A 14812-nucleotide genomic window follows, 5' to 3' on the forward strand; every position below is an offset into this window, starting at 1 on the left:
TGGAGACATGAGCAGAGGAAATACCGACAAAGCAATTTATACGGGTGTTGATCCAATTCTTGCATACCGGGCTGGTGAATCAAAAAGATTTCTTGACTTATTTAATAGTACTTATAAAGAGCTAATTCCATTTTCTTTTGACCGAAATACCATCAATATCAAATTAAGTGATATTGATTCCATATTTTTTGCCTCTTATGATGAGATTGCATTCAAGCCTCTTGCGAATGCTGTAAAACGTGAATTATTGCATTCCAAAGAACAGAACAAAAAACTGATTGGACAAATAGAGGAAATTGAAGTTTTTGGCTTTGCCAGGTATTTCGGAGAAAAGTTTGACGTATTCCAAAATAACAAAAATATTGATTTGGCAAGGCTTTTTTTGCTTCACCAATTACTATTCAGGGCGATCCGGGAAAGAGTCCTGAAAACGATGGGAGACTTCATATACGATACAAAATATAATGCCTTTCTTCAATTAATGGATGATTTATCCGAATATTTTTTCGACGATACTCCTTATGATGTACAATGCGAAAGGTTTTTGACAAATTGCGAAGGAAACATACAATCAATAGGATTGATGAAGGTGAAGGAGTTTAATAAACTCTCGGAAAAATTTAAGTCTTTTTCAGGGACCAAAATTACAGGCTTAAATTGGGAAATAAATGGCTATTCAACGCAAGCTGCTTCCAGGAATGATTTAGATAATCTACTAAAGGAAATATCGGTTTTCGATAAAAAATCGGGATTCAAATTTGCTCCATCCTCGATTTTCGAATTGGATATACGGGGGCTTAGCACGGGAGAAAAGCAGTTTCTGAAATTATTTTCAAGATTCGGGTTCAATCATTTATTCAAACCTAAATCAAAACTCAGGGTAAAAACTATGCTCCTATTACTTGATGAGTTTGATCTTGGTTTTCATCCTAGATGGCAGCAAAAATATTTAAAGGAGTTAATAAGATATTTGGAATTAATTGTTGAAAAATCAGGCAAAGAACTAACGTTTCAAATCATATTAACCAGTCATTCTCCTTTCATTGTGTCAGATTTGCCAAGGGAATGTATCAATTTTATACGGAAGGCTGAAGATGATCCTTATAGTTACGTGGACAGTTCTTTTCAGCATCATGCTACGTTTGGTGAGAATATCCATGACTTATTTAAAGAATCTTTTTTCCTGGATGGTGCATTAATGGGAGATTTTGCCAAAAAGAAAATCAATGATGGGTTTGAAAATCTTCAGGATGTTGCTAAGCCTTTGGATGAGGGATTGATTAAGACATTAATTAGAATAACGGGTGAGCCACTAATTAAATTGAAGCTTTCAGAAATGTATGCAGAGCGAACGGGAGAAAGCAGTGAGATCGCCAATTTAAGGATTCAACAACAATATATCAATAAACGTTTAAAAGAGTTAGAGTCAAATGTTGCAAATAAAAAAGACGTTCAAAAGAAACCTTGATAAAATTTGTGATGAGCACTATAACTCAATAGAAAAGTATATCACAGGCAGATTGCATTTATTGTCAAAAGTTCAGCAATCTTTCATTAAGCCTAAACTAAAGGAGATCATTACAGCAACTCCAATTGGATTGTTTGATTTGAATGAGAAATACATTGTGCATTGTAAAGGCAAGATTAAGAATCCAAAAATGAATTTAAGCAGGGTTATAAATTACAGTTGGTTTTCCAATAAAGAGACTAAACCGTACAATGCATTTGAGTTGGCCGGAAAGCTTCAAGTAGATACTTGCCCTTATTGTAATAGAAATTATACAGTAACTGTAGGTGAGAAGAGCAATAAGATTGCCAGGCCGGATTTTGATCATTTTTATCCTGATAAGCAATATCCTTTGCTTGCCTTATCGTTTTATAATCTCATCCCCAGTTGCTTAATATGTAACAGGACGGTGAAGAATCAAAAGATTATTATGGCGGGAGAGTATTTGCATCCTTATGAAGAAGGGTATGATGATGCATTAGCCTTCAGGTATTTCGCAAAAGATGTGGATAGCGCCCTGGGGCTAGACACAAATATTCGCATTAGGCTAATTGAAAACCCTATTCAATCTACCAAAGCAAGCAAGGCAATGAAGAATGCGGAGCTATTTAAAATAGTAGAAATTTATCAAAAAAGTCATCGGGGTGAGATTGCGGAATTAATTAGGAAGCATCACGTTTCGAGTGGCAAATACCTTCTCGGATTGAAACAATCCTTTCCTCGGCTGGGAGGGGTAGATGAATTATATCGGATTGCATTTGGTGCTTATTATGATGCGGATGATTTTGAGAAAAGACCTCTTTCAAAAATGACAAAAGATATTGTAAACCAATTATCATTTTTGCAGCCTCCTAATTCAATAGTATAAAGTGGTTTGGTTGCAGTTTGTGGTGTAAAGTTACGCAGCTCATCGGTTACATAAGGAATCTTATGTCAAATAAATCATATAATCTCTAGGTGCAATACGAAAGAGTCAAAAGAAAATATAGCTGTCTTTTGTTTTTAATGATGAATTATTATTGAGACAGCAATTGTCTGTCCCTCTTTGAAATTTATTTTTCCATTTTTTCCTCAGTATGGATCTGGTGAAGCTGAGTATTCCACAGTATAAGTGCCATCAGTTCCACCGATAAGTGCCACCCTTCCACACCATAAGTGCCGATTATTCCACGCTATAAGTGCCAGGCATTCCACAGGATAAGTGCCATTTATTCCACGGCTTAAGATACCAAAAGCGGGGCGCTTTTTATTCTCCCAAACAGTGTATTTATTGTTACCGATTTGCCCCGTAGATCCCGCCGCTTTGTCATTGATATACCTTTCACAGATCAGTTCCATTTGTATTAACCAATTGACAGTGCTTCGTGATTTTATTCCTTAATAAACTCATACGGCATGTCGAAAAAACTCATTGAGATGAAAGTAATACGGAAAATGCTGTTGTTATGGCAGCGGGGTTTATCTGAGCGGCAGATTGCGCAAGAGTTGAAAATATCCCGACCAAGTGTAAGTCGCTATAAGGAACGATTAACCATTAGTGGTAAAAGCATAGAGGAACTTCAAGGGCTCGACGACACGAGCCTGGCGGCAATTGCTCATCCTACAGGACAAAAGGTCCGGGAAGACGCTCGTAGCACGTTTATAATAAGTCGTAAGGCCTATTATCTGGCCGAACTGAATCGAACAGGCGTTACGCGGGTATTGCTATGGCAGGAATATATCAGGGCCGATCCTGCTGGCTATGGGTATGCTAAGTTCTGCGAAGTACTGGCCGAACAAATACTGCCGGATAATGCCAGTTTTCATATGACCTACGAGCCGGGGGCGCTGATGATGGTTGATTTTGCCGGCGATAAAATCAGCTATATCGACAGACCTACCGGCGCTCTGGTGGAATGCCCTGTTTTTGTGTGCATATTACCCTATAGCGGGTATAGCTATGTGATTGCCGTTCGCGATGAGAAGACCCCCAATGTGATAAAAGCGCTCAATGCGAGCATTGCCTATTTTGAAGGCGTTCCCATGGGCGCCAAGAGCGACAATATGCGTACCGCTGTTGTAAAAAGCTGCAGGTATGAGCCAGTATTTACTGAAGTATTTGAACAATGGGCTCTCCATAACAACATAGCGCTGTTTGCCGCACGCCCCTATAAGCCCAAGGATAAGGCAATGGTTGAGAAAGAGGTGTTGCTCACCTATCAACGACTGTACGCACCGCTACGGGACAGAGAGTTCTTCAGCCTCGAACAGATCAATGCTGCCTTGCAGGAACAATTGGTATTACACCATCAAATGCACTTTCAGAAAAAGACAATTAGCCGGCGGGAACAGTTTATCGAACTGGAAAAGGAGTTCCTACATCCGCTACCGCCAACACCCTTTGTCATCCGCCATAAAATTGAGGCCACGGTAAAAATGAATTACCACATCACTCTGACCGAAGACGGCCACCAATACAGCGTTCCGTATAAGTACATCGGTAAAAAAGTAATGGTCAATTATGATACCGATATCGTGGAGATTTTCTATGAACTCAATCGAATCGCCCTGCATAAAAGAAGCTACCGGAAAAACGATTATACGTCTTGCATAGAACATATGCCGGAGAACCATCAAAAAATAGTGGAACAAAGAGGTTGGGATGCAGATTACTTCCTTAGAGAAGCCGCTAAAGTCGGGCCACACACACATCAATATATTGACGGCGTACTGAAAGGCAGGAACATTATCCAGCAGGCTTTTGATGCCTGCAAAGGCATCCTTCGTCTGGGTGGAAAATATGGTCATGATCGTCTGGAAGCGGCTTGCAAAAGAGCGCTGCAAGGTGACCGGTATAATTATAAAACCGTAGACAACATCCTTAAAAACAACCTGGACAAATTGCCGGATGAGGGACAACCGGAACTATTCCAGCCACCCGCACATCCCAATGTACGGGGAGCGGATAGTTACCAGTAATTTTTGAATAAATAAACAATCACTTTAAAAATCAATCAACAATGAACACACAAAACACCGTAGAACAGATGCAGCAATTGAATCTGCAAGGCATGGTAAAACGTTATGAAATAGTATTGGCACTTCCCCTCCACGAACAGCCGGAATCACATACACTCATGGCAAACCTGGCAGAAGCGGAAATACAGTACCGGTCTCATAAGCGCACTAGCCGTAATCTTAGCCGTTCGAAGTTGCGCTATAATGCATTGCCGGAACAAGTCCATTGCAGTGCGGAGCGGGGCCTGAGTAAGGAACAATTACTGCAACTCTGCGAAGGGGACTATATTGCAAAGGGAGAAAACATTCTTATCACTGCTTCTACAGGCTGTGGAAAAAGTTTTTTAGCATGTGCCCTTGGCCGTCAGGCTTGCCTGACAGACTATAGTACGCTTTATTATTCTATGAGCCGTTTTATTGAAACACTATCGGCGGCACGCCTGGATGGAACCTATGTTAAATGGGTTAATCAAATAGCCAGAACACCGTTATTGATTCTGGAAGACTTCGGATTAAATCCGCTGGACCATAAAATACGGCTTTCTTTGCTGGATATCCTGGAAGACAGGTATGGAAAACATGCAACTATTATCACTTCTCAATTACCAGTCAACAAATGGCATGAGTATATTGGAGAAGTTACTCTGGCAGATGCAATAATGGATCGGCTTACCGCGCATGCTCATAAAATTGAGTTGCGGGGAGCATCGTTACGAAAAGGAAAAAAAGTAAGCAACCCCTGAAATGCTTGTTTAAGAAAAAACAGTTAATCTTACAACTGTTACCGAAGTTCTTTGAAAAGTTGATTTATGACAATGTGGCCGATGAAGGTAAAATGGTAGCCGCTCTTTTCCTTCGGAAAGAAACAAAAACTCCTCCTTCGGAGGGTGGCACTTATGTTGTGGAATAATCGGCACTTATGCGGTGGAATAAATGGCACTTAACCTATGGAAGGGCGGCACTTATCCTGTGGAATCTTTGGTAACATAAGTGGTGGAACGTGGTAACATTACCGTGGAATACTCAGTGAAGCTTTCTTTTTTCTACCAAAAGCCAGCCTATACAGCCATATTAGTAACGGAATAACGAGCAAAGATAAAAATGCTTCTGGATTGTCCTGTAGAAAAACCCTAATGCTCCGTAACCAGGTACTGTTGTCAACCTCTATCTGGATATCCTTATCTTTCAATATTTCGTTTGGTTGCTCGGCGGAAACTTTCAGAATTAACTTGGCAATTTTCTGATCAGTATTGGTACTTATGCACCATCTCCATCGGATTACCATACTTGTCGTTGATTGCCTGTTTATTATTGTCGTGAATTTTCTCAATTTTCCAGATACCTGATGGATCGATGAATTGAAAATACAGAAAACTTATAAAATCTGATAGGCTCGGTTTTTACAATAAGTGAATCCTGCCAGATTTCCTTGCTTTCATCAATATTATCATGGGAATAAACAAACAATGCCTCTAATCGTGTCATTGATAGCAGCGGCAGTATTATTAATGGACACATACACATTGACCGCTTTGACCGTCTTGCGTTTTATGCTCTCTGGATGGGAAAATCCAAGCAATGCCTGCCTTCATGCGTCTTAAACGAAAATTCTTTTTCCGGATAATCTATATCAAGAATTTTACAAATTCTGGCTTTTAAGGCGGTTTCTATCACATAACCCGATAAATATAATGAAAAGGCTACTCAAACCCCTCACTAAAAAACTCCTCAAAAGTCATATCAAAACTGGAAATCACTTTATGCAGACTACTTAATCGTAAATCTTCCGTGCCATTTTCATACTTCCCATATTGGGAACGTCCAAGATTGTGTTCAAATGCAAATATTTCATAATTCGAAAAGCCCTTTTTTGTACGGATTTCTCGCATTCTATCACCCACCTTTTTTAAAAAGATATCAAAGTCTGTTGGAGGTGGAGTCGCCTTTTTCTGTTTTGCCATATTTAAAATAAAACAAAATCCACCTCTATAATTACTCTTATTAGGCCCCTTAAAAATAAATACTCTTATATAAGAGTATTTATGTGTCTAATTTCTTATTTTCACGCAAACCAAATTAATATCAGTATGGGTTAGACTATTGATAATATATTTGCGAACTCTTCTAAAAAATTTAGAGCTTTCGCTTGAATTCTCGCTTTGAAACGTAGGAAATTTCAATTTTGCACGAGATGACAAGTGAAGAGCCCACGATCCTAGGCGTGGGTTCTCTTCTTGCTGTGCAAAAGGCTTCCTACGGCCTCAAAGCGGTGAGTTGAGACCTGCGCCTTTTTCTTTGATAGGTGTTAGTCTCATTATTACACATTCCCTCTCGCATAAACCTGTAATGATAAAAAGTCATTCGGGATTCCCTTTTCCTTTCCAAATCTCATTAAAATGAGCTACTCCTTCAACTTTAAGCCAACACATTCACTTAAATGCATTCAATATAAAATGCTAAGCCGAACCATATATAGTAAAGTTCGGCTGAATACACCACCTCCACCTGTTTAATATAGCTATTCAACAGACAACGCCAGATTTATCGTAAGCCCTGCTATTCATGGTTGCAAGCAGAACAATTCTTATTGCCCATAAGTATTTACCGCCCGTTTTTCATCCCTACCTATTCATTTCAATACTACATCAAATGAACACGCCATTAGACAAACGAATACTATCCAATTGGCCTACATGGCATCAACAGCCATTCAGGCTCACATGTAATGAGATAAATAACCCTCATCATATACTGAAAGAGTTCTTCACCTGGTACACACTATCAGATATCCGCATATGCCTTAAGGAATGGTTAACCGATGCATTACGAGCAGAAGATGTGGTGGGATTGGAATATGTTACCCTCCACGATAATATAGAAAAGCTAATTGAAGCGGCCTATGTAATTCTTGGAAAGGAATCCGAGGAGGCAATGGCGAGTGAGGATAATACTCAATCGGAAACACCAATAGTACCACTCATTCCTGAAATTGTAGAACCGGAAGCCGACCCTCTGGAAAGGGTTATTGACATTATAGTTAAAATATCGGAAGCAGAAAAAATATTCCTGCTGGATGCCCAGGGAAACAATATTGCCGGTCATGCAACCCAGTACGATTTATTGATATTGCTTCCCGGAAAATCTCAGCAACCCCATAAAGAACTTCAGGAAGCCATTGAAACCGCTTGCAAGGATATTGCTGATGTGATGATCAGTTTTTCCAAAGCAGTCGAAATTTACAGGCTGATTAGAGAAGGGCATATATTTTATTCGCTGGTTTGCACTACAGAAAACATTGTGTATGATGACGGACGATTCCCGCTACCGGTTACCACTATTACCAATGTAGAAGCAATAAAAGCCAAAGCCCAGGAAGATTTTTATAAGGCATTTCGTATCGCCCGGTTATTCCTGGATGGAGCCGGTCATTTTTCCCAAATACGAGTGGCCGATATTGCAGCTTTTATGCTTCACCAGGCCGCCGAGCATTGTCTTCGCGCCATCCTCTATGCCCTCACCGGTCATAACTATGTCACCCATAACCTGCGAAGGTTACTGCGCTTCACACGGCAATGCGCCCCGGAATTATATGATGCGCATCCTTTCGGCACTCGAAAAGACAAAGATCTGTTCCAGATTTTATTCAAAGCCTATGTAAATGCCAGGTACAAGGATGACTTTAAAATTGAGCCCCAGGAGCTACAAGAATTATTTACTCTCATCCATGAACTGCATCTCAAAACTGAACAGGTTTTTAAGGAAAAAATAGATTCATTAATCGAAAAGTTCCCTCATCATGGCTGAAAACTTCTGTATGCGCCTATTCCGTGAAAACAATAATTATAGCAAAGAAACGGTTGCCAAAGTCTTACAAATGACTGAAGAGCAATATGAAGACCTGGAATCTGGTAATACTTTTCTAAAATTTGAAATAGCCCAAAAATTGGATTCACTATACAAGAACGATACTCCATACTGCTACATTTTCGGTTTGCAGAATGAATTGTTGGAAACTCAAAAGAAAGTATTTGACCTGCTTAAAAATCAGGAGGCAGATAAAACCCCGTGTATGCCTGACGAAGTGGAGGCTTCACATGATAACCCCGATTTTAATAATGACGGAAGCGAGGTAGATGCAATACAGGGGAATTCTGCATGTTTAGATGAGCAGGACGGTGAACCAATACTTTTATTGGACCTGGTAACCCAGGATCCAACCTTGGTCATCATGACAATATTTAAAAAGTGGGGCATTGACTCGATACATGATGGTTTATGGAACTGGTTGGAAGCTGCCATTTGCAACAACAATAGCACTTGTGAGTTGGAAGATACTCGTCTCCAGGTAATGACCTTATACAAAAACCTGTTGCAATTAGTGGGAGCCCTATACCTGCTTAATGAAAAAAGTAAATCTCAGGAAAATGCCGATAACAACTTACCTGTAGGCCTACTGGATGAGCAAATAAATCAGGCTGATGCGGTAATTGAAAATTTCTTCAAAGAATACAACTTGAAACGCTTCCGCTATTTAATAAGGGAATGGCTGGATGCTGGCATTTCAAGTGATACGGGCCATTATGAAAAGGGATACCAGCGTTCTCATCTGTTGTGGTTAGCTGAACATTTACAATGTCTGGTGGAAGCAGCATTTCACTTATATAGTTGAAGCCAAGTGATGCAGGTTGTTTATGAATACGTTTTTTTATTGTCTTTATTTGTCTTTGCTTATCTATATCTGTACTAAATGCGTACCTGATGAAAAATGGAATGCTGCTGGTCGATGTGACCATCATTAGTCAGGCTACTAAAATAAGCGGTAACTGACTGTATGGCACACTTCATTTTTTGTTGTCAGTGACAGAACGCTGGTAAGAAAAAATAATTTTCGTCATTTGCCTTGTCAATTTTTTCCGAATTTTTCCAGTTTTGTACAGTTTTGATCGATTTTGCTTTTTCTTAAATTCTGGTAGTATTCATCTTTTAAAAATAGGTCTGGCATTTGTTCGTATAGAGGAAACGAAACCTATGAAACAAGATCTTCAACTCATCCATCAGCAATTAAACTACATCGTAGCCGAATTGGCTTTCATCAAGACAAATATGCAATATTTAGAAAGTACCGGGCCACCACTTTCTATCCAACAGGCTGCTGAATATTTGCATCTGTCACAATCAAGAATATATGATCTGGTCTATCGCGGACGGTTAAAGCCTTTGCAACACCGAAAACACGGACGCATTTTATTTACAAAGGAAACTTTAAATCAATATCTATATGAAAAAGGTTAACCGATATGCACGGAGGTACGCGATAAAACGCCTCAGGCAAAAAAACAGCTTTGATACCCCTTTAACTATTAGTACTGAAGAAGCAGTAGCAGCATTGTGCTTACTATTGGCCATCGGTATCCAAGAATATATGCAGCAGAAAGGTATTGGTAAGTGTGAATATAACCTGGATGCAAAAACAAAAGAATATTCACCTTCCATCTCTTTAAAACTATTATCATGAGCATTGTAAAAGAAAAGTACAGTAGTAACCGGATAAACCTGTTACATCAAATGCTGTTGAATGATAAAGAACAGGGTAATCCGCGCGATTATGATATAAAAGTAGATGAACTGAAAGTTGTACAACGTACCAATGATCCGGAAAGATTTTTCGTACATGAAGAATTTGTACAGCCGGAAACGGCTTGTATTACTATTAACATTTATGATGGTAATTCCCGACGCTGTACCAAGTACCAGTTATATTTTGGCGAAATTCAATTCAATGCAGGAACTCCTACATTATCTGGCATAGAAAGCACCATTAAAGAGAAAATCAGCAATGAGCGCACACAATGGGAATACGCACAGATGAAAAAAGAGAAGGACGCATTGGAACAAAAGCTGGGTGAAGCGGAGGAATATGCGGAAGAATTACAGGAAAAATTATCAACCCTGCATCAAGAGTACGACAATCTAAAAAGTAAACGGGTAGGTCTGGCTGAAATGAATACTGGTAAACTCCTGGGGTTTGCAACAGACTACCTGGTTAAAAACAATCCGTCCATTACCCGAAAAATTCCTCTTCTCTCCGGCTTGTCAGGATTGTTGGCAGGAGACGATACGGAATCTGATCCATTGGATGGGATAGGAAACAACAATGAACCATTAACAACGGCATCGTTTAAAAAAATAGATCCAAACAGTTCTCCGCAATTTGATCCGGATACAAAGCACAAATTGGCTTTCTTCAAAGAAATGGAAGATGCTTTTACGGTTCCGCAACTAGAGAAGGTTATCCAGGTTGTTCAGGGATTGGCTGCGAATCCCGATCAATTGGACGTTATTCATGGCCTGTTGCATGATGGGGCTATAAAAGATAATCAGGCAGCGTAATGCTAAAAATCTAAACCTCGTCCTTATGAACAGTTATAAGCTTACTATTGAAATTCCTGCTCACTCTAAAAAGGAAGCAGAGGCTAAACTCGAATTATTAGTACAACTAGCCGCCTTTTTTGCAGATTTTGACTTGCGGAACCTGGCAACCACATTCATTAAATATAAGTTGCTGAATCTTCCAGGCCAATCAAATACAAAAGCAGCCTGATTCAAGCAGGCAAATTGTATGATGAAAGTATTCCAATATCCTAAATATCTATCCATGAAAACCAAAGTGGTGCCCTTAAAAAAGAAAGGAAGCACTAAACAAAATGATAGCGGTCGACTTTCCCTTGATAGCTGCCGCGACATCCTGAATCGGAAGGAAAGGAAATTTACCGATGAACAAGTTATTAGAATCAGGGATTATTTGTATACGCTGGCAGGCATTGCAATACAGGAATATGAACGGCAGGAACAGAAGAATTGCCAGGTAGTTGATTTAACTGAATTTAAAAAATCGAAAAATGAGGAAAGCCATTATTTACGTACGGGTTAGTACAGATGAACAAGGTGTGTCCAGAATCTGAGCGACGCTGATGCCGCTTAGAATGCTGTAACAAAGATGGAGGCAGGCCCTCCGGTGGCGACTGGCAAGAGTAGCCACCAAACAACCCTAAGCTGCATAGGTCAAAAGCCTGTGTGGTGAGCGTTAGGGAAAAGGCCGCCGGTAAACCGGGGTCATGTAAGTATAAAAGAGTTGAACGAAAGTAAACCACTGATGAAGCATCGAAAGTCGAAAAAGAGAATTGACATCAAAACCGCAGATGTTCTTGTTATCAGCGGGAAGAGTGTAGCAGGTGACTTGCTTGCTGGCTACATGGTGTCCGGTGTAGAGGTGGCAAGACTTTTATACAGGCTTTGTTACGGAACTGGAGAAACAGTACAGTCATGCCAAGGGAAAGGCACAAGGACAAAATCTGAGGCCGAAAGTACCAATGGACTGTGCTGTGACGGACTGCGGTGTAGTAGCGTCGAAGTCCCTGTAATGGGGATGGAGCGAAGGCCGCAGCTCATTCGACAAATTCATTTTAACAACCGCAAAACGGGAGGATTAAGATGAACGAGTTAAAGTCAATACCCATCAGCAAACAAATGGTATGGAATGCGTACCAGAAAGTAAGGGCCAACGGAGGTTCGGCAGGAGTAGATAAGCAAAGCATCGAAAACTTCGATCAAAACTTATCAGGCAACCTGTTTAAAATCTGGAATCGGCTTGCTTCTGGTAGCTACTTCCCAACCGCTGTGAAAGAAGTGGAGATACCTAAAGCTAATGGAAAGGTTAGGAAACTTGGTATTCCAACTGTTAGTGACCGGATAGCACAAATGGTTATCAAAGACTACCTGGAACCAACAATTGATCCCTTGTTCCATCCGAACTCATTTGGTTATCGTCCGGCAAGAAGTGCCCATCAAGCACTCGACCAGGCGAAGCGAAACTGTTGGGATCTGGATTGGGTCGTAGACCTGGATATTCAGTCATTCTTTGATGAGATTGACCATGATCTGCTACTGAAAGCCTTACAGAGACACACCTCTGAAAAGTGGGTGCTAATGTATGTTAAGAGATGGCTTACAGTACCGGTCGAGCAAAATGGTGAACAGATTGCAAGAACCAAAGGCACACCGCAAGGTGGAGTAATCAGCCCGCTGCTTGCAAATCTATTCCTACATTACGCTTTTGACAAATGGATGCAAAGCAGATACCCAGAAGTTCGCTTCGAAAGGTACGCCGATGACATCATTCTTCACTTTCGCACACAGAAAGAAGCTGGATTTATCCTTAACCGGATTAAGGAAAGGTTGAGCGCTTGCAAATTAAAGGCCCATCCTGAAAAGACGAAAATCATTTACTGCCGGGATCAAAAGAGAAACAAAAGTGCTCACGCGGTAGTAAGTTTCAGCTTTCTGGGATATACCTTTAAGGCAAGACAGGTCAGAAACAAGACTACTCAACACGTCTTCTACAGTTTTACCCCTGCCATCAGTAAAGAAGCAAGGGTAAAGATTAACAATGCCATTAAGGCAAGGAATATCCGTAGAAGAATTAATGAAACTCTTGAAACCTTTGCACAGGAAATGAACCCTCAAATCAGAGGATGGATTGCCTACTATGGTAAACACCGTAAATCTGAAATGAGTAAAGTGTTCTTCCGCCTTAACAAGCGTATCAGCAACTGGATTAGGGATAAACACAAAATCGGCATAAGGGAAGCAGTTGAAAGGCATAAGGCTTTAGCGAAAGCCAATCCCAAATTGTTTGCACACTGGGAACATGGTTATAAACCATGATTGACCAATGAATGAGAAGAGCCGTATGAGATGAGAGTCTCACGTACGGTTCTGTGAGAAGGTGAGGTGAAAGTCCTTGCCTTACTCGACCCGAGAAAGGGTATAGCCTGAAACACCAGGAAGACAGGCTACGCCAGTACTGCCAGCAACAGCAAATTGAAATCGTAGAAATGTATAGTGAAGATCATTCCGCCAAATCATTTGAAAGGCCAGCATTTATCCAATTGCTGGCCTTTTTAAAAAAGAGCAAGGGACGTGTAGATCTGCTGCTTTTTCTAAAATGGGACCGGTTTTCCCGCAATGCCGGCGATGCGTATGGTATGATCAATCAACTCAACAGGTTGGGTGTAGAACCACAAGCTATCGAACAGCCGCTTGACCTTACCATTCCTGAAAACAAGATCATGTTGGCATTCTATCTAGCCGCACCGGAAGTAGAAAACGATCGCCGGTCGCTTAATACCATAGCCGGTATGCGCAGGGCAATAAAAGAGGGAAGGCATTGTACGCTGGCCCCCAAAGGATACCGGAATGCCAGAAATGAACAGAACAGGCCCATCATTATACCAGGTAAAGATGCCAGTCACATCCAATTCGCATTTGAAAAGATGGCTACCGGTCTTCATCCAGTGCAGGAAGTGCTACGCCTTGTCAATAAACGAGGCTTTAATTGCAGCAAAAACCAGTTATGGCGAATCTTGCGCAATCCGTTTTATTATGGCAAAATTCTACTGCCTGCTTATAAAGACGAGGAAGAGGCTTCAATACAAGGCCAACATGAACCATTGGTTTCCGAACTATTATTTAATGAAGTTCAGGATGTGCTTGATGGCCGCAAGAAAAACCATCCTTCCAGGCAGCGACAAAAAGAGGAACTACCGTTGAGAGGATTTTTATTATGTGGCATATGTGGCAAACAGATAACAGGCAGCGGCAGCAAAGGAAATGGCGGGGTATATTTCTATTACCATTGCCGTTGTGGTTGTAAGGAACGGTTTAAAGCAGAAGAAGCCAATTGGATATTTGAAAAGGGACTGCATGAATTTAGTGCGGAGGAAACCGTAATAGATTTATATATGAAAATTTTAGAAGACAGAACCAGATTATCCGTACCGGACAAGCAAAAGGCATTGCAGGAACTGCAACAGGAAATTGATAAAAACATGGCACGACTAAAGGAAGCGCAGCAAATGCGGCTTGATAAGGAAATGGATATGGAGGAATATAGGAATGTTAAAAAGACCTATGAACCCATCATTAAAACTCTGACAGATCAACAAAAAGACTTATCCCAAAGTAGCATGGAAGTTTCGAAGTATATTCTTCCCTGCACTGATTTGCTTAAAAATCTGCCTGGGTATTATGCTAATGCCACCTTGCAAGGCAAGCGTTTAATCATTGGTTCGATCTTTTCCGGCAAATTAATTTTTGAGAAAAATTATTATCGAACCACAGGTGTTGACCCTGTCTTCGAAGAGATATGCAGCACCAGCGCGGGTTTTGGCGGAAATAAAAATGGGACCTTCCGATTAAATTTCGAAAAGTCCCATGAAGTACCGCGTACGGGATTCGAACCCGTATCAC

Annotated in this window: 14 protein-coding genes; 13 read left to right on the forward strand and 1 reads right to left on the reverse strand. The window is 40.6% G+C overall.

Annotated features, from left to right (window positions below):
* The 4 genes from A4R26_RS34090 to istB all read left to right on the forward strand — a co-directional run.
* Positions 1-1468: AAA family ATPase (locus tag A4R26_RS34090; RefSeq protein ID WP_081171669.1), on the forward strand; the 1468-nt coding region annotated here is incomplete at its 5' end.
* Positions 1431-2375 (forward strand): hypothetical protein, encoded by a 945-nt coding sequence (locus A4R26_RS34095; RefSeq protein WP_081171671.1) that lies wholly within the window; start codon positions 1431-1433, stop codon positions 2373-2375. The genes A4R26_RS34090 and A4R26_RS34095, both read left to right, overlap by 38 nt.
* Before the next feature lie 527 nt (positions 2376-2902).
* Positions 2903-4465, forward strand: coding sequence for an IS21 family transposase (gene istA / locus A4R26_RS34105; protein WP_081171675.1), 1563 nt, complete (start codon positions 2903-2905; stop codon positions 4463-4465).
* A gap of 41 nt (positions 4466-4506) precedes the next feature.
* The gene (gene istB, locus A4R26_RS34110; RefSeq protein WP_081171677.1) at positions 4507-5247 is read left to right on the forward strand and encodes an IS21-like element helper ATPase IstB; all 741 of its coding nucleotides are present in this window, start codon (positions 4507-4509) and stop codon (positions 5245-5247) included.
* Positions 5248-6204: 957 nt separating this feature from the next.
* Here the strand turns inward: istB and A4R26_RS34120 are convergent.
* Positions 6205-6465 (reverse strand): helix-turn-helix domain-containing protein, encoded by a 261-nt coding sequence (locus tag A4R26_RS34120; RefSeq protein WP_081171681.1) that lies wholly within the window; start codon positions 6463-6465, stop codon positions 6205-6207.
* 688 nt (positions 6466-7153) lie between these two features.
* Between A4R26_RS34120 and A4R26_RS34125 the strand changes: the two genes are divergently transcribed.
* From A4R26_RS34125 to A4R26_RS34170, 9 genes are all read left to right on the forward strand, one after another.
* A complete protein-coding gene (locus tag A4R26_RS34125; protein ID WP_165760514.1) occupies positions 7154-8308 on the forward strand; it encodes a HEPN domain-containing protein in 1155 nt (384 codons plus the stop codon).
* On the forward strand, positions 8301-9173 hold the full coding sequence (locus A4R26_RS34130; RefSeq protein WP_081171685.1) for a helix-turn-helix domain-containing protein: 873 nt from the start codon (positions 8301-8303) through the stop codon (positions 9171-9173). The genes A4R26_RS34125 and A4R26_RS34130 overlap by 8 nt, the downstream gene beginning before the upstream one ends.
* 359 nt (positions 9174-9532) lie before the next feature.
* A complete protein-coding gene (locus tag A4R26_RS34135; protein WP_081171687.1) occupies positions 9533-9796 on the forward strand; it encodes a helix-turn-helix domain-containing protein in 264 nt (87 codons plus the stop codon).
* Positions 9783-10019, forward strand: a complete 237-nt coding sequence (locus A4R26_RS34140) for a hypothetical protein (protein ID WP_081171689.1) — start codon at positions 9783-9785, stop codon at positions 10017-10019. Before A4R26_RS34135 ends, A4R26_RS34140 begins: the two co-directional genes overlap by 14 nt.
* Positions 10016-10894 carry a hypothetical protein gene (locus A4R26_RS34145; protein ID WP_081171691.1) on the forward strand — a complete coding sequence of 293 codons (879 nt, stop codon included), beginning with the start codon at positions 10016-10018 and terminating at the stop codon, positions 10892-10894. The genes A4R26_RS34140 and A4R26_RS34145 overlap by 4 nt, the downstream gene beginning before the upstream one ends.
* 25 nt (positions 10895-10919) lie before the next feature.
* Positions 10920-11105: a hypothetical protein gene (locus A4R26_RS34150; protein WP_081171693.1), complete on the forward strand. Its 186-nt coding sequence runs from the start codon at positions 10920-10922 to the stop codon at positions 11103-11105.
* Positions 11106-11159: 54 nt separating this feature from the next.
* Complete coding sequence (locus tag A4R26_RS34155) at positions 11160-11435, forward strand: hypothetical protein (RefSeq protein ID WP_081171695.1); 276 nt, start codon at positions 11160-11162, stop codon at positions 11433-11435.
* A gap of 560 nt (positions 11436-11995) precedes the next feature.
* On the forward strand, positions 11996-13228 hold the full coding sequence (gene ltrA / locus A4R26_RS34165; RefSeq protein WP_081171699.1) for a group II intron reverse transcriptase/maturase: 1233 nt from the start codon (positions 11996-11998) through the stop codon (positions 13226-13228).
* 107 nt (positions 13229-13335) lie between these two features.
* The coding region (locus A4R26_RS34170) for a recombinase family protein (RefSeq protein WP_242675097.1) at positions 13336-14812 on the forward strand (1477 nt) is incomplete at its 3' end.

This window comes from Niastella populi, assembly GCF_002078015.1.
Classification (GTDB): Bacteria; Bacteroidota; Bacteroidia; order Chitinophagales; family Chitinophagaceae; genus Niastella; species Niastella populi.

Coding starts and splice junctions, on each gene's coding strand:
- istB (WP_081171677.1), top strand. CDS start 4,507: ATGAACACACAAAACACCGTAGAACAGATGCAGCAATTGAATCTGCAA.
- istA (WP_081171675.1), top strand. CDS start 2,903: ATGTCGAAAAAACTCATTGAGATGAAAGTAATACGGAAAATGCTGTTG.
- A4R26_RS34125 (WP_165760514.1), top strand. CDS start 7,154: ATGAACACGCCATTAGACAAACGAATACTATCCAATTGGCCTACATGG.
- A4R26_RS34120 (WP_081171681.1), bottom strand. CDS start 6,465: ATGGCAAAACAGAAAAAGGCGACTCCACCTCCAACAGACTTTGATATC.
- ltrA (WP_081171699.1), top strand. CDS start 11,996: ATGAACGAGTTAAAGTCAATACCCATCAGCAAACAAATGGTATGGAAT.
- A4R26_RS34145 (WP_081171691.1), top strand. CDS start 10,016: ATGAGCATTGTAAAAGAAAAGTACAGTAGTAACCGGATAAACCTGTTA.
- A4R26_RS34140 (WP_081171689.1), top strand. CDS start 9,783: ATGAAAAAGGTTAACCGATATGCACGGAGGTACGCGATAAAACGCCTC.
- A4R26_RS34135 (WP_081171687.1), top strand. CDS start 9,533: ATGAAACAAGATCTTCAACTCATCCATCAGCAATTAAACTACATCGTA.
- A4R26_RS34155 (WP_081171695.1), top strand. CDS start 11,160: ATGAAAACCAAAGTGGTGCCCTTAAAAAAGAAAGGAAGCACTAAACAA.
- A4R26_RS34130 (WP_081171685.1), top strand. CDS start 8,301: ATGGCTGAAAACTTCTGTATGCGCCTATTCCGTGAAAACAATAATTAT.
- A4R26_RS34150 (WP_081171693.1), top strand. CDS start 10,920: ATGAACAGTTATAAGCTTACTATTGAAATTCCTGCTCACTCTAAAAAG.
- A4R26_RS34095 (WP_081171671.1), top strand. CDS start 1,431: ATGTTGCAAATAAAAAAGACGTTCAAAAGAAACCTTGATAAAATTTGT.